This is a genomic window from Microbacterium meiriae, assembly GCF_040685015.1.
Lineage (GTDB): Bacteria > Actinomycetota > Actinomycetes > Actinomycetales > Microbacteriaceae > Microbacterium > Microbacterium meiriae.
Map to the genome: position 1 here is coordinate 417549 of NZ_JBFBHD010000001.1, position 22196 is coordinate 439744.

34 protein-coding genes are annotated in these 22196 nt (G+C 67.7%); 1 reads left to right on the forward strand and 33 read right to left on the reverse strand.

The features are described from left to right. Positions 1-17: 17 nt before the first annotated feature. From AB0N68_RS02095 to AB0N68_RS02115, 5 genes are all read right to left on the reverse strand, one after another. Entirely contained in the window at positions 18-1022 is a 1005-nt protein-coding gene (locus AB0N68_RS02095; RefSeq protein ID WP_280564626.1) for an SIS domain-containing protein, read from the reverse strand. Between the two features lie 190 nt (positions 1023-1212). Further along, entirely contained in the window at positions 1213-2010 is a 798-nt protein-coding gene (locus tag AB0N68_RS02100) for a sulfite exporter TauE/SafE family protein (protein WP_259954433.1), read from the reverse strand. A 46-nt stretch (positions 2011-2056) separates the two neighbouring features. Then, on the reverse strand, positions 2057-3604 hold the full coding sequence (locus tag AB0N68_RS02105) for a tripartite tricarboxylate transporter permease (RefSeq protein WP_259954434.1): 1548 nt from the start codon (positions 3602-3604) through the stop codon (positions 2057-2059). Then, a complete protein-coding gene (locus AB0N68_RS02110; RefSeq protein ID WP_280564622.1) occupies positions 3604-4164 on the reverse strand; it encodes a tripartite tricarboxylate transporter TctB family protein in 561 nt (186 codons plus the stop codon). Before AB0N68_RS02110 ends, AB0N68_RS02105 begins: the two co-directional genes overlap by 1 nt. A gap of 1 nt (position 4165) precedes the next feature. Beyond that, on the reverse strand, positions 4166-5185 hold the full coding sequence (locus AB0N68_RS02115; protein WP_292797488.1) for a Bug family tripartite tricarboxylate transporter substrate binding protein: 1020 nt from the start codon (positions 5183-5185) through the stop codon (positions 4166-4168). Positions 5186-5345: 160 nt separating this feature from the next. On the opposite strand from AB0N68_RS02115, the gene AB0N68_RS02120 reads away from it, so the two are divergent. Further along, a complete protein-coding gene (locus AB0N68_RS02120; protein WP_259954437.1) occupies positions 5346-6566 on the forward strand; it encodes a PAS domain-containing protein in 1221 nt (406 codons plus the stop codon). A 55-nt stretch (positions 6567-6621) separates the two neighbouring features. On the opposite strand, the gene rplQ is transcribed toward AB0N68_RS02120, so the two are convergent. From rplQ to rplD, 28 genes are all read right to left on the reverse strand, one after another. After that, complete coding sequence (rplQ, locus tag AB0N68_RS02125; protein WP_187662241.1) at positions 6622-7194, reverse strand: 50S ribosomal protein L17; 573 nt, start codon at positions 7192-7194, stop codon at positions 6622-6624. Between the two features lie 34 nt (positions 7195-7228). Then, positions 7229-8218: a DNA-directed RNA polymerase subunit alpha gene (locus AB0N68_RS02130; RefSeq protein ID WP_025102386.1), complete on the reverse strand. Its 990-nt coding sequence runs from the start codon at positions 8216-8218 to the stop codon at positions 7229-7231. 130 nt (positions 8219-8348) lie between these two features. Continuing rightward, positions 8349-8747: a 30S ribosomal protein S11 gene (gene rpsK, locus AB0N68_RS02135; protein ID WP_017829189.1), complete on the reverse strand. Its 399-nt coding sequence runs from the start codon at positions 8745-8747 to the stop codon at positions 8349-8351. A gap of 30 nt (positions 8748-8777) precedes the next feature. Then, the gene (gene rpsM / locus AB0N68_RS02140) at positions 8778-9152 is read right to left on the reverse strand and encodes a 30S ribosomal protein S13 (protein ID WP_187662242.1); all 375 of its coding nucleotides are present in this window, start codon (positions 9150-9152) and stop codon (positions 8778-8780) included. Positions 9153-9345: 193 nt separating this feature from the next. Next, a complete protein-coding gene (gene rpmJ, locus AB0N68_RS02145; protein ID WP_005050492.1) occupies positions 9346-9462 on the reverse strand; it encodes a 50S ribosomal protein L36 in 117 nt (38 codons plus the stop codon). Between the two features lie 64 nt (positions 9463-9526). Then, positions 9527-9748: a translation initiation factor IF-1 gene (infA, locus tag AB0N68_RS02150; RefSeq protein ID WP_017201569.1), complete on the reverse strand. Its 222-nt coding sequence runs from the start codon at positions 9746-9748 to the stop codon at positions 9527-9529. A 173-nt stretch (positions 9749-9921) separates the two neighbouring features. Beyond that, positions 9922-10593, reverse strand: a complete 672-nt coding sequence (locus AB0N68_RS02155; protein WP_187662243.1) for a DsbA family protein — start codon at positions 10591-10593, stop codon at positions 9922-9924. Continuing rightward, a complete protein-coding gene (map, locus tag AB0N68_RS02160; protein WP_187662244.1) occupies positions 10593-11444 on the reverse strand; it encodes a type I methionyl aminopeptidase in 852 nt (283 codons plus the stop codon). The genes AB0N68_RS02155 and map overlap by 1 nt, the downstream gene beginning before the upstream one ends. Position 11445: 1 nt before the next feature. Further along, positions 11446-12090 carry an adenylate kinase gene (locus AB0N68_RS02165; RefSeq protein WP_187662245.1) on the reverse strand — a complete coding sequence of 215 codons (645 nt, stop codon included), beginning with the start codon at positions 12088-12090 and terminating at the stop codon, positions 11446-11448. Beyond that, a complete protein-coding gene (secY, locus tag AB0N68_RS02170) occupies positions 12087-13409 on the reverse strand; it encodes a preprotein translocase subunit SecY (protein ID WP_363332037.1) in 1323 nt (440 codons plus the stop codon). Before secY ends, AB0N68_RS02165 begins: the two co-directional genes overlap by 4 nt. A gap of 153 nt (positions 13410-13562) precedes the next feature. After that, positions 13563-14180 carry a 50S ribosomal protein L15 gene (gene rplO, locus AB0N68_RS02175; protein ID WP_232089087.1) on the reverse strand — a complete coding sequence of 206 codons (618 nt, stop codon included), beginning with the start codon at positions 14178-14180 and terminating at the stop codon, positions 13563-13565. Further along, complete coding sequence (rpmD, locus tag AB0N68_RS02180) at positions 14180-14365, reverse strand: 50S ribosomal protein L30 (RefSeq protein WP_017201575.1); 186 nt, start codon at positions 14363-14365, stop codon at positions 14180-14182. The genes rplO and rpmD overlap by 1 nt, the downstream gene beginning before the upstream one ends. Then, on the reverse strand, positions 14365-15039 hold the full coding sequence (gene rpsE / locus AB0N68_RS02185; protein ID WP_269474805.1) for a 30S ribosomal protein S5: 675 nt from the start codon (positions 15037-15039) through the stop codon (positions 14365-14367). The genes rpmD and rpsE overlap by 1 nt, the downstream gene beginning before the upstream one ends. A 20-nt stretch (positions 15040-15059) precedes the next feature. Then, the gene (rplR, locus tag AB0N68_RS02190; protein ID WP_187662248.1) at positions 15060-15419 is read right to left on the reverse strand and encodes a 50S ribosomal protein L18; all 360 of its coding nucleotides are present in this window, start codon (positions 15417-15419) and stop codon (positions 15060-15062) included. A 2-nt stretch (positions 15420-15421) separates the two neighbouring features. Next, a complete protein-coding gene (gene rplF / locus AB0N68_RS02195) occupies positions 15422-15958 on the reverse strand; it encodes a 50S ribosomal protein L6 (protein WP_187662249.1) in 537 nt (178 codons plus the stop codon). A gap of 6 nt (positions 15959-15964) precedes the next feature. Continuing rightward, a complete protein-coding gene (rpsH, locus tag AB0N68_RS02200) occupies positions 15965-16363 on the reverse strand; it encodes a 30S ribosomal protein S8 (RefSeq protein ID WP_025102396.1) in 399 nt (132 codons plus the stop codon). Positions 16364-16496: 133 nt separating this feature from the next. Then, complete coding sequence (gene rplE, locus AB0N68_RS02205; protein WP_187662250.1) at positions 16497-17087, reverse strand: 50S ribosomal protein L5; 591 nt, start codon at positions 17085-17087, stop codon at positions 16497-16499. Beyond that, the gene (rplX, locus tag AB0N68_RS02210; protein WP_187662251.1) at positions 17087-17446 is read right to left on the reverse strand and encodes a 50S ribosomal protein L24; all 360 of its coding nucleotides are present in this window, start codon (positions 17444-17446) and stop codon (positions 17087-17089) included. The genes rplE and rplX overlap by 1 nt, the downstream gene beginning before the upstream one ends. A gap of 2 nt (positions 17447-17448) precedes the next feature. After that, positions 17449-17817, reverse strand: coding sequence for a 50S ribosomal protein L14 (gene rplN / locus AB0N68_RS02215; RefSeq protein WP_025102399.1), 369 nt, complete (start codon positions 17815-17817; stop codon positions 17449-17451). Next, positions 17814-18146, reverse strand: coding sequence for a 30S ribosomal protein S17 (gene rpsQ, locus AB0N68_RS02220; RefSeq protein ID WP_021201120.1), 333 nt, complete (start codon positions 18144-18146; stop codon positions 17814-17816). The genes rplN and rpsQ overlap by 4 nt, the downstream gene beginning before the upstream one ends. Beyond that, entirely contained in the window at positions 18146-18463 is a 318-nt protein-coding gene (gene rpmC / locus AB0N68_RS02225) for a 50S ribosomal protein L29 (RefSeq protein WP_025102401.1), read from the reverse strand. The genes rpsQ and rpmC overlap by 1 nt, the downstream gene beginning before the upstream one ends. Beyond that, a complete protein-coding gene (rplP, locus tag AB0N68_RS02230) occupies positions 18463-18882 on the reverse strand; it encodes a 50S ribosomal protein L16 (RefSeq protein ID WP_187662252.1) in 420 nt (139 codons plus the stop codon). The genes rpmC and rplP overlap by 1 nt, the downstream gene beginning before the upstream one ends. Further along, positions 18882-19634 carry a 30S ribosomal protein S3 gene (gene rpsC, locus AB0N68_RS02235; RefSeq protein WP_025102403.1) on the reverse strand — a complete coding sequence of 251 codons (753 nt, stop codon included), beginning with the start codon at positions 19632-19634 and terminating at the stop codon, positions 18882-18884. Before rpsC ends, rplP begins: the two co-directional genes overlap by 1 nt. Beyond that, complete coding sequence (gene rplV / locus AB0N68_RS02240) at positions 19634-20032, reverse strand: 50S ribosomal protein L22 (protein WP_060927232.1); 399 nt, start codon at positions 20030-20032, stop codon at positions 19634-19636. Before rplV ends, rpsC begins: the two co-directional genes overlap by 1 nt. Before the next feature lie 25 nt (positions 20033-20057). Next, positions 20058-20339: a 30S ribosomal protein S19 gene (gene rpsS / locus AB0N68_RS02245; protein ID WP_292797468.1), complete on the reverse strand. Its 282-nt coding sequence runs from the start codon at positions 20337-20339 to the stop codon at positions 20058-20060. A gap of 12 nt (positions 20340-20351) precedes the next feature. Beyond that, on the reverse strand, positions 20352-21191 hold the full coding sequence (gene rplB / locus AB0N68_RS02250; RefSeq protein WP_025102405.1) for a 50S ribosomal protein L2: 840 nt from the start codon (positions 21189-21191) through the stop codon (positions 20352-20354). A gap of 21 nt (positions 21192-21212) precedes the next feature. Next, positions 21213-21536, reverse strand: coding sequence for a 50S ribosomal protein L23 (rplW, locus tag AB0N68_RS02255; RefSeq protein ID WP_025102406.1), 324 nt, complete (start codon positions 21534-21536; stop codon positions 21213-21215). Then, entirely contained in the window at positions 21533-22195 is a 663-nt protein-coding gene (rplD, locus tag AB0N68_RS02260) for a 50S ribosomal protein L4 (protein WP_187662253.1), read from the reverse strand. The genes rplW and rplD overlap by 4 nt, the downstream gene beginning before the upstream one ends. Between the last annotated feature and the right edge of the window lies 1 nt (position 22196).

The following is a 22196-nucleotide window of genomic DNA, read 5'->3' on the forward strand; positions in this document are numbered from 1 at the left end:
TTGCGATCCTTTCGTTCCTAGTACTCCATGCGCCACATGTAGCGGCGCACGCTGAGGGGGTGTCCTCGGTGGTCGGCGAGTGCATCCGCGTACGCGCGGAGCACGACGTTGAAGAGGAGGTGGGCGAAGACGCCGCGCACCTCCGGAGCGACGACGTCCAGGCCGAACTCCTGGGCGTCGAGGACGAGCACCCGATCCGAGTGCTTCGTGACGAAGTCCACCGCTCGCTGCTCGACGGCCCGCGTCTCGTCGAGTCCGAGGAGGGCGATGAACGGCACGTCCTCCTCGGTGATCTCGAAGGGGCCGTGGAAGTACTCGCCGGCATGGATGGCGGCGGAGTGCACCCACTGCATCTCCTGCAGCAGGCAGATGGCGAACGAGTAGGCGGAGCCGTAGTTGGAGCCTGCCGCCATCGTGTAGATCAGGGGCGCGCGACGGTGGCGGTACCCCCAGGCATCGGCGGCAGCGGAGTGCGCTTCGCGCGCTGCCGGCACGAGGGCCGGCAGCTGGGCGACGGCCTCGTCGACTGCGCCGGCGATGCCGGCCTGTTCGCGGTCGTCCAGGATGCCGGCCGCCAGGCGCAGCAGCAGCGCGGGACCGACGTGGGCCTCGCTCTTCCCCTCGCCGTGCTGATACGCCACCACGTGCTCCGATGCCTCGGCGAGCGGCGACGTCGGGTCGAACGTGAAGGCGACCGTGAGCGCACCGCGCTCGCGTGCGTGCTTCGCCGCGGCCACCGTCTCCGGCGTGGTTCCGGAGTGCGAGCAGAGCAGGACGAGGGTGTCGGCGTCGACGCGCGACGAGGCGCGGCTGGTGAACTCGGCCGCATTGAGCGCGGTCGCCTCGAGCGACACCGCCTTGGTGCCGAACAGGTACTCGATGGGCTGCATGACGGCAAAGGAGCCGCCGCAGGCGGTGAGCACGACGCGCGAGATGGTGTCCCGGGTCGCGATCGCCTGGCGGGCCGCAGCGAGCTGGTTCTCGATAGCGGCGGAGTCGACGAACAGAGCGGTGGCAGACAAGATGGTCCCTTCTGATGACCTTCGATCAAACATCATGACTCGTTATATAACGTCATGTGATGACTGACGATAGCGAGCACGAAGACGCCTGTAAAGAGGTACGGCGAAAATCGTTCGCCGGAGTCACCGAAAGAGCGGGCCTCGCGCGCTTCTTCCGGCGGCGCACACCGGGTGTCCGGCGGCCGCGGGATCAGCCGCGCCGGCGGCCGCGGACGGCCTTGAGGGCCATCTGCACGGCGATCACCATGAGATACGCGGCGAAGAGGAGGTTCCCGACGGTCGGGTCGACGATGGTCGCCAGCCACGCGCCGAGGGCCGTGGTGGTGCACGCCGAGACGCCGATGAGAAGTGCGGCCAGGAGGTCGACGTTGCGGTTGCGGAGGTTGCCGACTGTGCCGGAGAGAGCCGTCGGGATCATCATGAGCAGCGAGGTGCCCTTCGCGACGAGGTCGCTCGTCCCGAACGCGAGCATGAGCACCGGGACGACGATGACGCCGCCGCCGACGCCGATGAGGCCGGCCAGGACGCCGGTGCCGATTCCGACGACCACCAGGGCGATCCCGGTCAGCCAGGTGAGCTCGAAGACGGCGTCGCGCGACGGGATCACGAGGAAGAGGCTCACGATCACGACGACGAGGAAGCCGACGAAGCCCCAGCGGAGGGCGGTCTGCGAGATCCGCGGGAGCAGGCGGGTGCCGATCTGCGCGCCGACCACGGCCCCGGCGGCGAGGATCAGCGCCGGGATCCAGGCGACGGAGCCCGATGCGGCGTAGGAGATGACGCCGACGGTCGCCGTCGGGACGATCGCCGCCAGCGAGGTTCCGGCTGCCAGCCGCTGGTCGAACGCGAGCAGGAGCACCAGCAGCGGGACGATGACCGTGCCGCCGCCGACGCCGAAGAGACCGGAGAGGAGGCCCGCGAGGAGGCCGATGCCGATGAATGCCGCGTAGGCGCGAGGCCCGCGTTTCAGGACCGTCGCATCGTTCACCGGATCAGCCTACTCCCGGCCTCTCCCCCGCTCGAATCGTGCCGGGTCAGACCTCCGAGTCCGCTGTGACGGGCACCGCGATGGACTCCGTGAGCGCCTGCTCGTAGCGTCGCTGCCGGCGCCGCAGCCACAGCCCGCCGGCGATGAGCAGCGCGAGGATGACGTAGGCGACCGCGGAGAACGGCTGCGCGATGAGCGTCGTCAGGTCGCCCTGGCTGAGCTGCAGCGCACGACGGAGCTGCTCCTCCCCCATCGGCCCCAGGATCATGCCCACCACCAGCGGCGCCACCGGGAATCCGTACCGCCGCAGGAAGTAGCCCAGGACGCCGATGATGAGCAGGATGAGGATGTCCACGACCGCGAAGTTCAGCGCGTACGCCCCGAAGGCGGCGAACAGGAGGATGCCGGCGTACAGGTACGGCCGCGGGATCTGCAGGAGCTTCACCCACATGCCCACCAGGGGCAGATTCAGCACGAGCAGGATCACGTTGCCGATGTAGAGGCTCGCCACCAGCGCCCAGACGAGGTCCGCCTGTCCGGTGAACAGCTGCGGCCCGGGCTGCAGGCCGTAGGTCTGGAACGCGGTGAGGATGATCGCCGCCGTCGCCGTCGTCGGCAGGCCCAGCGTCAGCAGCGGCACGAGCACGCCCGCGGCAGCCGCGTTGTTCGCCGACTCCGGGCCCGCGACACCCTCGATGGCCCCGCGGCCGAACTCGTCCTTGCGGCGCGAGAGCTTGCGCTCGGCGGCGTAGGACAGGAAGGTCGCCACGTCGGCCCCGCCGGCCGGGATCGTGCCGATCGGGAAGCCGATGGCGGTGCCGCGGAGCCAGGGCTTCCACGACCGACGCCAGTCGTCCTTCGTCATCCAGCTGCGCCACCCACGGGAGACGGGGATCACGTCGATCGCGCCGTGACGCAGCCGGGCCGCGACGTAGAGCGTCTCGCCGACGGCGAAGAGCCCGACCGCCACGAGCACCACGTCGATGCCGTCCGCCAACGGGAGCAGGCCGAGCGTGTAGCGCTGCTGCCCCGAGAGCCAGTCGGTGCCGACCAGGCCGAGGAACAGACCGACGCCGAGCGACAGCAGGCCACGCGACACGGAGGACCCCATGAGCGCACCGACCGTGACGAAGGCCACGACGATGAGGGCGACGTAGTCGGCCGGCCCGAGGTTCACGGCGAACTGCGCGAGTACCGGGGCGAGCAGCGTCAGGCCGACGGTCGCCAGGGTGCCCGCGACGAACGACCCGAGCGCGGCGGTGGCGAGGGCTGCCGCACCGCGACCGAGCTTGGCCATCTTGTTGCCCTCGATCGCCGTCACGATCGACGACGACTCCCCCGGCGTGTTCAGGAGGATGCTCGTGGTCGACCCGCCGTACATTCCGCCGTAGTAGATCCCGGCGAAGGTGATCAGGGCGGCGGCCGGTTCCAGCGTGTAGGTGAGCGGCAGGAGCAGGGCGACGGTCATCGCCGGCCCGATGCCCGGGAGGACGCCCACGGCGGTGCCGATCAGCACGCCGAAGAAGGCGAAGACGAGGTATTGGGGCTGCAGCGCGGTCGCGAACCCCTCGAGGAGCAGACTCCAGCTGTCCATCAGAACATCCTTCCCAGCCAGCCGAGCGCCGGTCCCCACGGGAGCGACAGCCCGAGCAGACCGCCGAACACGACCTGCACGACCAGCGCGATGATCGCGCCGATGAGGAGCGCCATCCACCAGCGCCGCGCGCCGAGCGCCCAGGCGACGCCGCCGAACAGCAGGGCCGCAGCGGGTGCCCAGCCGAGCGGTTCGATGAGGAGCAGGTGCGCGACCACCAGCGCCACGATCTTCACGAGCGTCAGCCAGTCGGTCGGGAGGCTCTGATCGACGTCCTCTCCGTCCTCCGGCACACCGCGGTGTCCGCGGAAGATGCTCACGACGACGGCGAGCGACGAACCGAGCAGCAGCACGGAGACGAACAGCGGGAAGACCGTGGGCCCCACCTGGCCGCCTGCGGGCACATGGATGGTGAAGACCCCGGCGAACGCGAACACGCCGAGGGCCACCATGAGCAGGGCGAAGACGAGCTCCCCCCGCGGGAGGGACGCGACGAGGCGTGCGGACCGACGGGCGTCGGTCCGCACCTCCTCGCCGGGTCCGGAAGACCCGGTCGTCATCTCAGCCGACCAGCCCGATGTTCTGCAGCGTCGTGGTGACCTCGGCGATGTCGCCGTCCAGGAACTCGTCGAACTCCGCGCCCGTGAGGAACGCGTCCGCCCACCCCCGCGTCTCCAGCTCGTCCTTCCACGCGTCGGACGCCTCCAGCTCGGTGACGAGGCGCTCGAGCTCCGCGCGCTCGGCGTCGCTGATCCCGCCCGGGGCGATCACACCGCGCCAGTTGGTGAGCACGACGTCGTATCCGGAGTCGGTGATCGTGTCGACGTCCGGCAGCTGTGTGACCGGCTCCTCCGACGAGACGGCGAGGGCCTTCATGGTCCCGGCCTCGATGTGCTGCAGGAACTCGCCGACACCGGAGATGCCCGCCGAGACCTTGCCGCCGAGGATCAGCGACGTCGCCTCGCCGCCGCCCGAGTTGGGCGTGTAGTTCAGCTTCTCGGCGATCTCCGCGCCGTCGAGCCCTGCCTCCTCGAGCAGCAGCCCGGCGAGGATGTGATCGGCTCCTCCCGCGGAACCGCCGGTGATCGTGACCTCCTGGCCCTTGTCCACGACATCCTCGACGAGGTCTTCCAGAGTGTCGTACTCCGAGTCGGCGGGCACGACCACGACGAGCGGTTCATCCGTGAGCCGGGCGATCGGTGTCATGTCCTCGATGCGCACGGCGGAGGCGTTGGTCTCCACCGCTCCCACCATCACGAGGCCCATGACCATGAGCGTGGCCGGGTCCTTCTCGTTGGCGAGCTGTGCGAGGCCGACCGTGCCGCCCGCGCCGCCGACGTTGGTGACGGGCGCCGAGCCGACGATGTCCTCCTGCGTGAGCAGCTGCGACAGGGCCCGGCCCGTCTGGTCCCACCCTCCGCCCGGGTCGGCGGGGACGACGATGTTCACGTCGGTGATGGCGACCGCCTCATCGCCGCCGTCCGAGCCGGCGGCTCCGCCGTCGGTCGTCGAGCACGAGGTGAGGACGAGGGCGGTCGCGGCGACGGCCGCGGCGAGAGTCCCGATGCGGGCATGATTCATGGCGCTCCTCCTTGAGCGTTCGGATGCAATCCGTCCACTGTCGAGGCGCAGATGCGCACGCTCAACCTTCGGAAACCATTGGTCGCGTTCCGTAACTATTGGTCGCGAACACCTCTGCCGGCGGCTCGCGGCCCGGGAACCCAGCCGGGAGAATGGACCCGTGGCCTCGAAGATGACGCTCCGCGTGCAGCTGCTCGCGCTGCAGGCGCTGATCGTGTTCCTGGTGACCCTCGGCACCGGCATCGCCGCCGGAGCGTTCCAGGAGAACGCGCTCCGCGAGGCCTACAAGGACCGCATGCAGGCGGTCGCCCAGTCCGTCGCCGCACTCCCCGTCGTCCTCGATGCGTTCGACGACGAGGATCCGGCCGCCGCCATCCAGCCGGTCGCCGAGGTCATCCGCGAGGCCTCCGACCTCGCCTATGTGGTGGTCGCCAACGACGAGGGCATCCGATACTCGCATCCGAACACCGACCGCATCGGGGAGCGGGTGTCCACCGACCCGTCGATCCCGCTGGGCGGGGAGATCTTCGTGGGCACGCAGACCGGCACGCTCGGGACGTCGTGGCGGGTGAAGGTGCCAATCCGCGACGAGGACGGCGCGGTGATCGGCACGGCCTCGGTCGGCATCCTGGAGTCGGAGCTGAACGAGGAGTTCACCAGCAACCTCGTGGGACTCATCTCCGCCATGCTCGCTGCGGCGGTGCTCGGGGTCTTCGGCGCCGCGTGGGTGACGTCGTTCATCCGTCGCCGCATCTACCGTCTCGAGCCGCACCAGATCGCGGCGCTCGTCAAGAACCAGGAGACGACCCTGCACGGGCTGAGCGAAGGCGTCGTGACGGTGGACGGGGCCGGGCGGATCACCCTGGTCAACGACGCGGCCGCACGATTCCTCGGTCGCGATGCCGCCGACCTCGACGGCGCTCCCGCGGACGAGGTCCTCGGCACCGAGCTCGCCACGGTGCTCCGCGAGGGCGAGGCCGCGGGACGCCCTGTGATCGTCGGCTCGCATGTGCTCGTCGCCCGGAGCACGGCGTCCGGGAACGGCTCCGCCGATGTGGGGGCGACGCTCCTGCTCCGCGACCACACCGAGCTGCACGACGTCGTTCGCCGGGTCGAGGCGGCCGACGCCATCATCGCCTTCCGGGAGCGCTACGGCCTCCCGAAGGGTCTGAGCGCGGAGACGCTGGAGCGGGTCTCTGCGGCCCTCGCGGCCCGGCCCGACGCCTCGGCGACCGAGATCGGCGACGACCTGGCCATCTCCCGCGTCAGTGCCCGCCGCTACCTGGAGCACCTCGCGGCGACCGGACAGGCGGTGCGCTCGCTGGACTACTCCACGAAGGGACGGCCGGGGGCACGCTACCGGATCACCGCCCCTCGATGAACGACGAAGCCCGCCACCCCGGAAGGGGCGGCGGGCTTCGTGGGGAGAGAGGTCCTTACTCGGACTTCTTCTCGACAGCGTCCTCGGCGGCGGCCTCAGCGGCCTCGCCCTCGGCCTGCGACTCGGCGCCGGCCTCGGCAGCCGTGTCGTCGGCAGGGGTCTCGTCCGCGGGAGCCTCGACGGTCTCCTCGGCGGGAGCCTCCTCGGCGGCGGGCTTCTCGTCCTTCGGAGCCGCGGCGGCCTTCTTGGTCGACTTCGCCTTCGGGGTGACGGGCTCGAGGACGAGCTCGATCACGGCCATGGGAGCGTTGTCGCCCTTGCGGTTGCCGACCTTGGTGATGCGCGTGTAGCCACCCTCGCGGTCCGCGACGAGCGGAGCGATCTCGTTGAACAGGACGTGCACGACTTCCTTGTCACCGATGACCGACAGCACGCGACGGCGGGCGTGCAGGTCGCCGCGCTTGGCGAAGGTGATGAGGCGCTCGGCGAGCGGACGCAGGCGCTTGGCCTTCGTCTCGGTCGTCTTGATCGACTTGTGGGTGTACAGCGCAGCGGCGAGGTTGGCAAGCAGCAGGCGCTCGTGGGCGGGGCCGCCTCCGAGGCGGGGACCCTTGGTGGGCTTGGGCATAATCGTCTAACTCCTGGTCAGAAAGGGTCGGGTATCAGAAGGACTCGTCTTCGCTGCCGCCGTAGAAGTGGGCGCCGTCGAAACCGGGCACCGAATCCTTGAGCGACAGACCGAGCGAGATGAGCTTGTCGCGCACCTCGTCGACCGACTTCTGGCCGAAATTGCGGATGTTCATGAGCTGCGTCTCCGACAGGGCGACGAGCTCAGAAACGGTGTTGATGCCCTCACGCTTCAGGCAGTTGTACGAGCGGACCGACAGGTCGAGGTCCTCGATCGGCATCGACAGCTCGCTGGAGTTCACAGCCTCCACCGGCGCCGGGCCGATCTCGATGCCCTCGGCTTCGACGTTCAGCTCGCGGGCGAGACCGAACAGCTCGGTGAGCGTCTTGGCAGCCGAGGCGACGGCGTCGCGCGGGCTGATCGCCGACTTGGTCTCGACGTCGAGGATGAGCTTGTCGAAGTCGGTGCGCTCACCGGCACGGGTGGCGTCGACGCGGTAGCTGACCTTGAGCACGGGCGAGTAGATCGAGTCGATCGGGATCTGACCGGCCTCGGCGTACTCGTTGCGGTTCTGCGTCGCGGAGACGTAGCCACGGCCGCGCTCGATGGTGAGCTCGAGCTCGAACTTGGCGGTGTCGTTGAGCGTCGCGATGACGAGCTCGGGGTTGTGCACCTCGACACCGGCCGGAGCCGAGATGTCGGCGGCGGTCACTTCACCGGCACCGGTCTTGCGGAGGTACGCGGTGATGGGCTCGTCGCGCTCGCTGGAGACGACCAGCTGCTTGATGTTGAGGATGATCTCGGTGACATCCTCCTTCACGCCGGGGATCGTGCTGAACTCGTGCAGCACACCGTCGATGCGGACGCTGGTGACAGCGGCACCGGGGATCGACGACAGCAGGCTGCGGCGCAGCGCGTTGCCGATCGTGTAGCCGAAGCCGGGCTCCAGAGGCTCGATGATGAACCGGCTCCGGTTCTCGACGATCTTTTCCTCGGTCAGTGTGGGACGCTGTGCAATAAGCACTCTGTGTTCCTTTCGATCACATGCCCGCTATATGACATGTGGTGGGGTGAGGTCTTGAGTTGTGGAAGTCGATGCCCCACGCGGGGCGCCGAGCCGCTCGACCCGAAGGACGAGCGGCTCGGCACACGCATCAGACGCGGCGGCGCTTCGGCGGGCGGCAGCCGTTGTGCGCCTGCGGGGTGACGTCCTGGATCGAACCCACCTCGAGGCCGGCGGCCTGCAGCGAGCGGATCGCGGTCTCGCGGCCGGAGCCCGGACCCTTCACGAGGACGTCGACCTTCTTCACGCCGTGCTCCGCAGCCTGGCGGGCAGCGGACTCCGCTGCCATGCCGGCGGCGTACGGGGTCGACTTGCGGGAGCCCTTGAAGCCCACGCCACCCGACGAGGCCCAGGCGATGACGGCGCCGGACGGGTCGGTGATCGAAACGATGGTGTTGTTGAACGTCGACTTGATGTGGGCCTGGCCCAGCGCGATGTTCTTCTTTTCCTTGCGGCGCGGCTTGCGCGCGGCGGCCTTGGGTGCAGCCATGAAAGTGTTCTCCTAGTCCCTGGCCGCTGCTTAGCGGGCCTTCTTCTTGCCGGCGACGGTGCGCTTCGGGCCCTTGCGGGTACGGGCGTTGGTCTTGGTGCGCTGACCGCGGACCGGGAGACCACGACGGTGGCGGATGCCCTCGTAGGAGCCGATCTCGACCTTGCGGCGGATGTCTGCGGCGACCTCGCGGCGCAGGTCACCCTCCACCTTGTAGTTGCCTTCGATGTAGTCGCGGAGGGCGACGAGCTGGTCGTCGCTGAGGTCCTTCACGCGGATGCTCTCGTCGATGTCGGTCGCCTTGAGGATCTCAACCGAGCGGGTACGGCCGACGCCGTAGATGTAGGTAAGGGCGATCACCACGCGCTTGTCGCGCGGGATGTCAACGCCGGCAAGACGTGCCATGCGGTTCTCCTGGGTGTTGTGGAGGTGTGGAGCAGGATCGGTGCCCGGGCCTCCGCCCCGAGGTGTCAGCTCCGCGTCGTCCGACAGGCGGGAACCTGGGTTCCTGAGCCTGTCGAAGGATCGAAGCGTCTGATCCTGCCGTTTCGTATTGAGTTATGAGATTGCGAGAGCGGCGCTCACGCAGCGGGGGCGCTCAGCCCTGGCGCTGCTTGTGACGCGGGTTGCTCTTGCAGATCACCATGACGCGGCCGTGGCGGCGGATCACCTTGCAGTGGTCGCAGATCGGCTTGACGCTGGGGTTGACCTTCATGATGTTTCCTGTTCGCTGTCTTCACCGGGCAGGCGCGAAGCCTGGGGTGTTACTTCTCGACCGATCAGCGGTAGCGGTAGACGATGCGGCCGCGGGTCAGGTCGTAGGGGCTGAGCTCCACGACCACACGGTCCTCGGGGATGATGCGGATGTAGTTCTGCCGCATCTTTCCGGAGATCGTTGCCAGGACCTTGTGTCCGTTGCTGAGCTCAACGCGGAACATCGCGTTGGGGAGAGCCTCGGAGATCACGCCCTCGATCTCGATGACACCGTCTTTCTTAGCCATAGCCTCGCTGACGCTTCTGCAGATCGGTCGATCTGCGGTGGGTGGGTGGTGTGCGGTACCGGGCCGGATCGGACACGCCGAACGCATGGCACAAGGCACCAAAGATCTATGTTATCCGACGACGCCCCATCCGGCAACTTGGCCGGACGGGGCGTCGAGCGGATGGGCGGGTGTCAGCCGAGCAGGTCGGTGAACCGCTTCATGTCTTCCTGGTTCTGCAGGTCGAGGCGCTCTCCGTCGATCTCGACGGTCGGCGTGCCCTGGATGTCGTTGCTCTTGGCCTGTGCGGCGCCGAACTTGCGGTACGTCTCGTCCGTGATGCAGGACACGACGTCGTCGCCCGCGCCGACCTGGGTGGCGAACTCGGCGAGCTGTTCGTTCGTCAGGCCGGGGGTGTTCTCCGCCGGCTGGTTCTCGAACAGGACCTTGGCGTAGTCGAAGTACAGGTCGGAGTCCGACTCGGCGACGCAGAACGCCGCGCCGGCCGAACGGGAGGAGAACTCGGTGCCCTGCGAGAAGCGGTCGAGGATCGCGATGGGGTGCTGCTCGAGCGTGATCTCCCCGCTCTGGGCCTTCGCCTCGAGCGCCGCACCGAACTGGTCCTCGAAGGACTTGCAGACCGGGCACTGGAAGTCGAGGAACACCGACACGGTCGTGTCGCCGTCGCCCATGGAGACGGAGCCGGCCTCGGCGTCGAAGTTGTCGCTGGCGGACGGGGTGGCGCCGGGAGACGTCGCCTGGTTGTTGAGGAACACCACGAGTCCGCCGAGGGCCACCAGGACCACGACGACGGCGATGGAGACGCCGATCGCGAACCAGTTGGTGTTGCTCTTCGCCGCTGCCATTACTTTCCGATCTCTCGAGGCTCGACCCCGAACGGGGCGAGTCCGGCTCTTCCACCATCGGGCGCAGTGAGCACCCAGATGCCCCCATCATGCAGGGCGACGCTATGTTCCCAATGTGAGCCGTCGGTGCCGTCGACCGTGGTGACCGTCCAGTCGTCGTCCTCCACGAACGTCGCCTCACCCCCGGCGGTGACCATCGGCTCGATGGCGAGCACGAGTCCGGGCTTCACGTCCGCGCCGCGGTCCGGTGTCCGGTAGTTGAAGACGCTGGGGGCCTCGTGCATCTTCCGACCGATGCCGTGACCGACGTACTCGCGGAGGATGCCGTAGGGCTCGCCGCTCACGGCGGACGGCCCCTGCGCCTCGATGTAGTCCTGGATCGCGGCGCCGATCTCGTCGATCGAGGACGCCGAGGCCATCGCGGCGATCCCCGCCCACATCGACCCCTCCGTCACACGCGAGAGCTCCTCACGGCGGGCCACGAGCTCAGGGTGTTCGGGGTCCGGGACGACGACGGTGATCGCGCTGTCACCGTTCCAGCCCTCGAACTGGGCTCCGCAGTCGACCGAGACGATGTCGCCGGGCTGGAGGACCCGCTCCCCCGGGATGCCGTGCACGACCTGCTCGTTGACCGAGACGCAGATCGTGTGGTGATAGCCCTTGACGAGCTGGAAGTTCGACTCCGCACCCCGCTGCAGGATGGCGCGGTTCGCGGCGGCGTCGAGCTCGATCGTCTTCACCCCCGGCTTGATGAGGGCGCGGACGGCGTCCAGGGCCTCGGCGGTGATGAGGCCGGGTTCGACCATGGCTCGTAGCTGAGCCGGGGTCTTGTAGATCGAGCGGCGGAACATCTCAGGCGGCGGAGGCGGGGGAACGCAGCCCGCGAGCGGCCAGAGCGGCGGCGATGCGCTCCGTGATCTCCTCGAGCGAGCCCACACCGTCGATGCGGTCGACGATGCCCCGGCTGCTGTAGACCTCGATGATCGGCGCCGTCTCCTTCTCGTAGATGTCGAGTCGGTGCGCGATGGCCTCGTCGGTGTCGTCGGAACGCCCCTGCTCCGCGGCGCGAAGGGCGAGGCGGGCGATGCTCTCCTCCCGCGGGACGTCGAGGAGGATCACCGCGTCCAGCGCCTCGCCGCGTCCTTCGAGGAACGCATCGAGGTGCGCCACCTGCGCGGTGTTGCGGGGGTAGCCGTCGAGGAGGAAGCCGTTCTCCGCGTCCTCCTGGCTCAGCCGGTCGCGCACGATCTCGCTGGTCAGCTCGTCCGGCACCAGGTCGCCCTTGTCGAGGATCGCGGTGACCTGCTGGCCGAGCGGCGTCCCCTCCTTGATGTTCGCGCGGAAGATGTCGCCGGTCGAGACGACGGGGATGCCGTAGGACTCGGCGATGCGCACACCCTGGGTGCCCTTGCCGGAACCCTGGGGGCCGACGATGAGCAAACGGGCAGTGGGTCGGTGCCCTTCGACGGGCTCAGGGACCAGGTGGGGCACTGTCATCGGAGAAGTCCTTCGTAGTGTCGCTGCTGCAGCTGGGCGTCGATCTGCTTGACCGTCTCGAGACCCACGCCGACGATGATGAGGATCGACGCGCCACCGAACGGGAAGTTCTGGTTGGCACCGACCGTCGCGAGCGCGATGAGCGGGATCAGGGCGATCAGGCCCAGGTAGAGGGAACCGGGGAGCGTGGTGCGGGTGAGCACGTAATCCAGGTACTCCGCGGTCGGACGGCCGGCCCGGATCCCGGGGATGAAGCCGCCGTACTTCTTCATGTTGTCGGCGACCTCGACCGGGTTGAACGTGATCGCGACGTAGAAGTAGGTGAACCCGATGATCAGCAGGAAGTATGCCGCCATGTAGATCGGGCTGTTGCCGGTGGTGAAGTTCGCGCTGACCCAGCTGACCCACGCGGGCGGGGTGGAGCCGTCCTGCGGGGTGTTGAACTGGGCGATGAGCGCGGGGATGTACAGCAGCGACGAGGCGAAGATGACGGGGATCACACCGGCCATGTTCACCTTGATCGGGATGTACGTGTTCGTGCCGCCGTAGGTGCGACGGCCCACCATGCGCTTCGCGTACTGCACGGGGATGCGCCGCTGCGACTGCTCGACGAACACCACGAGTCCCATCACGATGATGCCGACGAGCAGCACGAGGAGGAAGACCTCGAAGCCCCGGGTCTGCCAGATGATCGACATCGCGCCGGGGAACGTCGCGGCGATCGAGGTGAAGATCAGCAGCGACATGCCGTTGCCGATGCCGCGCTCGGTGACGAGTTCGGCGAACCACATGATCAGACCGGTACCGGCCGTCATCGCCATGATGATGAGCACCTGCGCCCACCAGACGTCGTTCGTGAGGAGCTGGGTGCACGCGCCGATGTCGGTCGTACCGAAGAGCTGGCCGGTGCGGGCCACGGTGACGAGCGTCGTGGACTGCAGGAGCGCGAGGGCGATCGTGAGGTACCGCGTGTACTGGGTCAGCTTGGCCTGCCCGGCCTGGCCTTCCTTGTGCAGCGCCTCGAAGTGCGGGATGACGACGCGCAGGAGCTGGGTGATGATCGTCGCGGTGATGTACGGCATGACGCCGAGCGCGAAGATCGACAGCTGCAGCAGCGCGCCTCCGGAGAAGAGGTTGACGAGTCCGAGCAGACCCTCGGTGCCGGCGTTGGCCGCGAGACACTGCTCGACGTTCGGGAAGTTGACGAACGGCGCGGGGACGTTCGAGCCGAGGCGGTAGATCGCGATGATCGCGAGAGTGAAACCGATCTTCCGACGCAGGTCGGGCGTGCGGAAGATCCGCGCGATGGCGCTAAACAAGAACGTTCCTCCTGAAAAGGTGGCCGAACCCCCGAGGGGCGGCTGAAACACCAGGGTAACCCACTCCGAGGCCGGGGGAATGCGTGCGGTCGGCTTCTCCCCCGCCGAACCAGAAGAGGGGCCGGAGAATCTCCGACCCCTCTTCCGCAGTGGTTACTTGACGGATCCGCCCGCAGCCACGATCTTCTGCTCGGCAGAACCCGAGACCTTGTCGACCGCGACGGTGAGCTTCACGGCGATGTCGCCGTTGCCGAGAACCTTGACCTTCTCGTTCTTGCGAACCGCACCCTTGGCGACCAGGTCGCTGACGGTGACGTCGCCACCCTGGGGGTAGAGCTCCGCGAGCTTCTCCAGGTTCACGACCTGGTACTCGACGCGGAACGGGTTCTTGAAGCCGCGCAGCTTCGGCGTGCGCATGTGCAGCGGCATCTGGCCACCCTCGAAGCCGACGCGCACGGTGTTGCGGGCCTTGGTGCCCTTCGTGCCGCGACCGGCCGTCTTGCCCTTCGAGCCCTCACCGCGACCGACACGGGTCTTCGCGGTGTTGGACCCGGGGACGGGACGCAGGTGGTGGACCTTCAGCACACCGGGGCGGGACGCCGCGGCGTCCTTCTTCGGCGCAGCCTTCGCGGAGCCGTCAGCCTTGGCGTCGGCGGCACTGGTCTTGGCCGGTGCCTTCTTCGCGGCGGGCTTCTTGGCAGCGTCGGCCTTGGGAGCCGCCGCCTTCTTGGTGGCCTTCTCGGCCTCGACGGCCTCGTTCTTCTCAGCCATTAGTCGATCTCCTCAACCTTGACGAGGTGGGCGACGGTCTTGACGTAGCCGCGCGTCTGCGCGTCGTCGGGGCGGACGGTGGTGTCACCGATCCGCTTGAGACCGAGGCTGCGCAGCGTGTCGCGCTGGTTCTGCTTCTCGCTCACCTTGGACTTGATCTGCGTGACCTTGAGTCGCGCGGCCATCAGGCACCTACCTTCTGTGCGGCGATGGCCTCGGCCTCGGCGCGGACGAGCCGGGCCGGGGCGACCTGGTCGAACTCGAGACCACGGCGTGCGGCGACGGCGCGGGGCTCCTCGAGCTCCTTCAGGGCGGTGACCGTCGCGTGCACGATGTTGATCGTGTTCGACGAGCCGAGCGACTTGGACAGCACGTCGTGGATGCCGGCGCACTCGAGCACGGCGCGGACCGGACCACCGGCGATGACACCGGTACCGGCAGCGGCGGGGCGCAGGAGCACCACACCGGCGGCCGACTCACCCTGCACGGGGTGCGGGATGGTGCTGCCGACGCGCGGGACGCGGAAGAAGTTGCGCTTGGCCTCTTCGACACCCTTCGAGATCGCCAGGGGGACCTCACGGGCCTTGCCGTAGCCGACGCCCACCAGACCGTTGCCGTCACCGACGACCACGAGAGCGGTGAAGCTGAAGCGACGACCACCCTTCACGACCTTCGAGACGCGGTTGATGGTGACGACGCGCTCCAGGAACTGGTTGTCGCCGCGGTCGCGCGAGTTGCGGTCGCGGCCGCCCTGGTTACGGTCACGTCCGCCGCGGCGGCCGTCCCGCTGGTCGCGAGAGGGCTCAGCCTGCGTGGTGCCGGCGGCCGTCTCGGAAGTGGCAGCAGCCGCTTCGGTCACTTCGTTCTCCTTGTTGTCACTCACAGTGCCAGACCCCCTTCACGGGCGCCGTCGGCGATGGCGGCGACACGACCCGCGTAGCGGTTGCCGCCACGGTCGAACACTGCCTCGGAAACGCCTGCGGCCTTCGCGCGCTCGGCGAGGAGCTCGCCGACCTTGCGAGCCTTGGCGGTCTTGTCGCCATCCAGCGAACGCAGGTCGGTCTCGAGCGTCGAGGCCGAGGCGACCGTGTGGCCCTTGCTGTCGTCGACGAGCTGCACGAAGACGTGACGCGCCGAACGGTTGACGACGAGGCGCGGACGCACCTCGGTGCCCACGATCTTCTTGCGAAGACGGGCGTGACGACGCGCGCGGGCGTCAGACTTTGACTTGAGAGCCATGGTTACTTACCACTCTTTCCGGCCTTGCGACGCACGTTCTCGCCGGCGTAGCGCACACCCTTGCCCTTGTACGGTTCGGGCTTGCGGATCTTGCGGATGTTCGCAGCCGCCTCACCGACGGCCTGCTTGTCGATCCCGCTGACGGTGAGCTTGTTCGTGCCCTCGACCGTGAGCGTGATGCCGGCGGGCGGGTCGATCAGGACCGGGTGCGAGAAGCCGAGGGCGAACTCTACCGAGTTCCCCTTCTGCTGCACGCGGTAACCGGTGCCGACGACCTCGAGACCCTTGGTGTAGCCCTGGGTCACGCCGATGATGTTGTTGTTGATGAGCGTGCGGGTCAGGCCGTGGAGAGACCGGGACTCGCGCTCGTCGTCGGGGCGGGTGACGAGAACCTGGTTCTCCTCGACCGACACCTCGATGGGGCTGGCCACCGTGAGGGTGAGCTCACCCTTGGGGCCCTTCACCGCGACCTCACGGCCGTCGACCGAAACGGTCACGCCCGCGGGAACGTCGATGGGAAGTCGTCCAATACGCGACATTTCGGATTACCACACGTAGGCGAGAACTTCTCCGCCCACGCCCTTCTGCTCAGCCTGGCGGTCCGTGAGGAGACCGGAGGAGGTGGACAGGATGGCCACGCCGAGGCCGCCGAGGACCGTGGGGATCTCGGTCGACTTCGCGTACACGCGCAGGCCGGGCTTCGACACGCGCTTGATGCCCGCGATCGAGCGCTCGCGGTTCGGACCGTACTTCAGCGTCAGCGTGAGGTTCTTGCCCACGCGAGCGTCGGAGGTCTCCCAACCGGCGATGTAGCCCTCCTGCTGGAGGATCTCTGCGATGTGCGTCTTGAGCTTGCTCGACGGCAGCGTCACGGTGTCGTGGTGCGCCGAGTTCGCGTTGCGCAGACGGGTCAGCATGTCTGCGACAGGGTCTGTCATTGTCATTGTTGTCTACTTTCGATCATGAGGTTCCGGCTGCCGTTACACGACAGACGGCCTGCGATGAGCACGCAATCTTCAATTGTACGTGCACATCGACGGGCTCAGTGACACGGAGACCACTGAGCCCGTCGAAGGGTCACGCCTGGGCGTCGTCCGCGCGGAACGGGAAGCCGAGGTGACGCAGCAGCGCGCGTCCCTCGTCGTCCGTCTTCGCCGAGGTCACGACGGTGATGTCGAAACCACGGACGCGGTCGATCTTGTCCTGATCGATCTCGTGGAACACGCTCTGCTCCTGGAGACCGAAGGTGTAGTTGCCGTTGCCGTCGAACTGCTTGCCCGACAGACCGCGGAAGTCGCGGATGCGGGGCAGCGCGAGCGACACCAGGCGGTCCACGAACTCCCACGCACGGTCGCCACGGAGGGTGACGTGCGCGCCGATGGCCTGGCCCTCACGCAGCTTGAACTGCGCGATGGACTTGCGGGCCTTGGTGACGATCGGCTTCTGGCCGGTGATCTTGGTGAGGTCGTCGACCGCCCCATCGATCACCTTGCTGTCGCGAGCAGCCTCGCCGACACCGGTGTTCACGACGACCTTGACCAGGCCGGGGATCTGCATGACGTTCTCGTAGCCGAACTCGTCCTGCAGAGCCTTCTTGATCTCGGCGTTGTACTTCGCCTTCAGGCGGGGCTGGATCTTGCCAGCCACCGCAGCGTCGGTCGTTGCCATCAGAGGTCCTTACCGCTCTTCTTCGCGAAGCGCACGCGGACGGTGCGCTTCACGCCGTCCTTGGTCTGCTCCTCGACCCGGTGGCCGACCTTGGTCGGCTTCTTGGTCGAGGGGTCGACGAGTGCGACGTTCGAGATGTGGATGGGCGCCTCGACGGTCTCGAGGCCACCCGTCTTGGTGCCACGCTGCGTCTGACCGACGCGCGTGTGCTTGGTGACGTAGTTGACGCCTTCGACGACGACGCGGTTCTGCCCGACGAGGACGTCGAGGACCTTGCCCTGCTTGCCGCGGTCGCCACCACGCTCGGGCTTGGCGCCCGAGATGACCTGAACCAGGTCGCCCTTCTTGATCTTCGCCATGATCAGATGACCTCCGGTGCCAGCGAGACGATCTTCATGAACTTCTTGTCGCGAAGCTCACGGCCGACCGGCCCGAAGATACGGGTGCCGCGGGGCTCCCCGTCGTTCTTCAGGATGACGGCGGCGTTCTCGTCGAACTTGATGTAGGAGCCGTCGGGACGACGGGTCTCCTTCTTGGTGCGGACGATGACCGCCTTGACGACGTCGCCCTTCTTGACGTTGCCACCGGGGATCGCGTCCTTGACGGTCGCGACGATGGTGTCGCCCAGACCGGCGTAGCGGCGGCGCGAGCCTCCGAGGACGCGGATCGTGAGCAGCTCCTTGGCGCCGGTGTTGTCGGCGACCTTGAGGCGGGACTCCTGCTGAATCACTTGGCCTTCTCCAGAATCTCCACCAGACGCCAGCGCTTGGTGGCGCTCAGCGGGCGGGTCTCGTTGATCAGGACCAGGTCGCCGATGCCGGCGGAGTTCGCCTCATCGTGCGCCTTGACCTTCGACGTCCGGCGGATGACCTTGCCGTAAAGCGGGTGCTTCACGCGGTCCTCGACCTCGACGACGATCGTCTTGTCCATCTTGTCGCTGACGACATAGCCACGGCGGGCCTTGCGGTAGCCGCGGGCAGCGGAGTCGCGGACGTCGTGCTCGGACGACTCGTGTCCTGCGGCCTGCGTCTCCACAGTCGCTTCCTTCTTGGTGGCCATCACTCAGCCTCTTCCTTCGGGGCGTCCTCGGCGGCGTCCGCCTTCTTCGCCTTCGACTTGGTCGCCTTCTTCGCGGGAGCCTCGACCGGAGCGGGCGTCGCACGGATGCCCAGCTCGCGCTCGCGGATCACCGTGTAGAGGCGCGCGATGTCGCGCTTGACGGCGCGGATGCGGCCGTGGCTCTCCAGCTGGCCGGTGGCCGACTGGAAACGGAGGTTGAACAGCTCCTCCTTGGCCTTGCGCAGCTCCTCAACGAGGCGCTGGTCTTCGAACGTGTCGAGCTCTGCCGGAGCGAGCTCCTTGGTGCCGATCGCCATTACGCGTCGCCCTCCTCGCGCTTGATGATGCGTGCCTTGAGCGGCAGCTTGTGGATTGCACGGGTCAGTGCCTCGCGAGCGAGCTGCTCGTCGACACCCGCGACCTCGAAGAGGACGCGGCCCGGCTTGACGTTGGCGACCCACCACTCGGGGGAGCCCTTACCGGAACCCATGCGGGTCTCGGCCGGCTTCTTCGTGAGCGGACGGTCCGGGTAGATGTTGATCCACACCTTGCCGCCACGCTTGATGTGACGGGTCATCGCGATACGAGCGGACTCGATCTGACGGTTCGTCACGTACGCGGGGGTGAGGGCCTGGATACCGTACTCGCCGAAGGAGACCTTCGTGCCGCCGGTGGCCTGACCCGAGCGCCCCGGGTGGTGCTGCTTGCGGTACTTGACCTTACGGGGGATGAGCATTATGCCGACGCTCCTTCTGCAACAGGTGCCTCGTTGCGCGGGGCACGGCGGCGGTCACCACGGTCGTCACGGCGCGACTTCGGCGCGTTGGCCTGCTCGCGCGCGAGTTCCTTGGCGGTGAGGTCGCCCTTGTAGATCCACACCTTCACGCCGATGCGGCCGAAGGTGGTCTTGGCCTCGTAGAAGCCGTAGTCGATGTTCGCGCGCAGCGTGTGCAGCGGCACACGACCCTCGCGGTAGAACTCCGACCGGCTCATCTCCGCGCCGCCGAGACGGCCCGAGACCTGGATGCGGATGCCCTTGGCGCCGGCGCGCTGCGCGCCCTGCAGACCCTTGCGCATCGCGCGGCGGAACGCCACACGAGCCGAGAGCTGCTCGGCGATGCCCTGGGCGACCAGCTGAGCGTCGGCCTCGGGGTTCTTGACCTCGAGGATGTTCAGCTGGATCTGCTTGCCCGTGAGCTTCTCGAGGTCGCCGCGGATGCGCTCGGCCTCGGCACCACGACGACCGATCACGATGCCCGGACGGGCGGTGTGGATGTCGACGCGGACGCGGTCACGGGTGCGCTCGATCTCGATGTTCGAGACGCCGGCACGGTCGAGCTGCGTCTGCAGCAGGCGACGGATCTTGATGTCCTCGGCCACGTAGTCGGCGTAACGCTGACCCGGCTTCGTCGAGTCGGAGAACCAGCGCGACACGTGGTCCGTGGTGATGCCGAGGCGGAAGCCGTACGGGTTGACCTTCTGTCCCATTACTTGCTCGCCTTCTTGTTGCTGTCGCCGGCCGCGGCAGGAGCCGCCTCCGGCGTCGAGAGCACGACCGTGATGTGGCTCGTGCGCTTCTTGATCTGGAAAGCGCGACCCTGTGCACGGGGCTGGAAACGCTTGAGCGTCGTGCCCTCGTCGACGTAGGCGTTAGCCACGTACAGGTCCTGCTCGTCGAGGTACTCGCCGTCACGATCCGCCTTGACCTGCGCGTTGGCCATGGCCGACGCGACAAGCTTGTAGATCGGCTCACTGGCGGACTGCTGAGCGAACTTCAGGATCGCCAGAGCCTCCTGGGCCTGCTTGCCCTTGATGAGCGCGACGACACGACGAGCCTTCTGAGGGGTCACGCGGATGTGTCGCACGCGTGCGATGGACTCCACCATTTCTCTCTCCTCTATCGCCACCGCGTCAGCGGCGGCGGCCCTTCTTGTCGTCCTTCTCGTGGCCGCGGAAGGTGCGGGTGGGCGCGAACTCGCCCAGCTTGTGACCGACCATGGTCTCGGAGACAAACACGGGGATGTGCTTGCGACCGTCGTGGACCGCGATCGTGTGACCCAGCATGGCCGGGATGATCATGGACCGGCGGGACCAGGTCTTGATGACGTTCTTCGTGCCGGCTTCGTTCTGCACGATCACCTTGCGAAGCAGGTGCTCGTCGACGAAGGGGCCCTTCTTGAGACTGCGAGGCATCTTCTCTTACTCCTACTTGCGCTTCTTGCCGGCGTTGCGACGACGCACGATGTACTTGTCGCTTTCCTTGTTGGCGTGGCGGGTGCGGCCCTCGGCCTGACCCCACGGGGAGACGGGGTGACGTCCACCGGACGTCTTGCCCTCACCACCACCGTGCGGGTGGTCGACCGGGTTCATCGCGACACCGCGGACGGTCGGGCGGACGCCCTTCCAGCGCATGCGGCCGGCCTTGCCCCAGTTGATGTTCGACTGCTCGGCGTTGCCGACCTCGCCGATGGTCGCGCGGCAGCGCGCATCGACGTTGCGGATCTCACCGGAGGGCAGACGCAGCTGGGCGTAGGGGCCGTCCTTGGCGACGAGGCGGACCGATGCACCGGCCGAGCGCGCCATCTTCGCGCCGCCGCCGGGGCGGAGCTCGATGGCGTGGATGACGGTACCCGTGGGGATGTTCTTCAGCGGGAGGTTGTTTCCCGGCTTGATGTCCGCCGCGGGGCCCGACTCGACGATGTCGCCCTGCTTCAGCTTCGCCGGCGCGAGGATGTAGCGCTTCTCGCCGTCGAAGTAGTGCAGCAGCGCGATGCGCGCGGTGCGGTTGGGGTCGTACTCGATGTGAGCGACCTTGGCGTTCACGCCGTCCTTGTCATTGCGACGGAAGTCGATGACGCGGTACTGGCGCTTGTGGCCACCACCGATGTGACGGGTCGTGATGCGGCCCTGGTTGTTGCGACCACCGGTCTTCGAGATCGGGCGCAGCAGCGACTTCTCCGGCGTCGATCGGGTGATCTCGGCGAAGTCAGCCACCGACGAGCCGCGACGGCCCGGGGTCGTGGGCTTGTACTTGCGAATAGCCATGATTGTCCTTTATCCCCCGGATCAGCCGATTGCCGTGAAGATGTCGATGGTGCCCGACTTCAGGCTCACGATGGCGCGCTTGGTGTCCTTGCGCTTACCGGTGCCGAAGCGGGTGCGACGGGCCTTGCCGACGCGGTTGATCGTGTTGACGGACGCGACCTTGACGCCGAAGATCTTCTCGATGGCGAGCTTGATCTCGGTCTTCGAAGCGCGCGGGTCGACGAGGAAGGTGTACTTGCCCTCGTCGATCAGGCCGTAGCTCTTCTCGGACACGACCGGCTTCAGGATGATGTCGCGCGGGTCCTTGTTCAGGGCCGTCTGGAGAACAGATGCCTGCTCGCTCATGCGGAGACCTCCTGGTTGGCGCCGGACTTGGAGGCGATGAAGCCCTCGAGCGCGGCCTGGGTGAAGACGATGTCGTCGGAGACGAGCACGTCGTAGGCGTTGAGCTGGTCGTACGACAGCAGGTGCACGTTGCCGAGGTTGCGCAGGCTCTTGAGCGCGAGCTCGTCGCCGCGCTCGATGACCACGAGGACGTTCTTCGACGTGGCGACCTGGGCGAGGAAGCCCGCAGCAGCCTTGGTCGACGGCGCGCCGTCGGTGCCGAACGTGTCGATCGCGTGCAGGCGGTCGCCGCGGAAGCGGTCGCTGAGCGCGCCCAGCAGGGCGGCCGCGATCATCTTCTTGGGGGTGCGCTGCGAGTAGTCGCGCGGCTTCGGGCCGTGCACGATGCCACCGCCGGTCATGTGCGGCGCGCGGATCGAGCCCTGACGGGCATTACCCGTGCCCTTCTGCTTGAAGGGCTTGCGGCCGGCACCGGAGACCTCACCACGACGCTTGGTCGAGTGCGTGCCCTGGCGAGCCGCCGCGAGCTGCGCGACGACGACCTGGTGGATGAGCGGGATGTTCGTCTTGACGTCGAACAGAGCGGCGGGAAGCTCGACAGAGCCTGCCTTCTTGCCGTCTGCCTTGAGGACGTCGAGCGCGAGAGTGGAGTCAGCCATG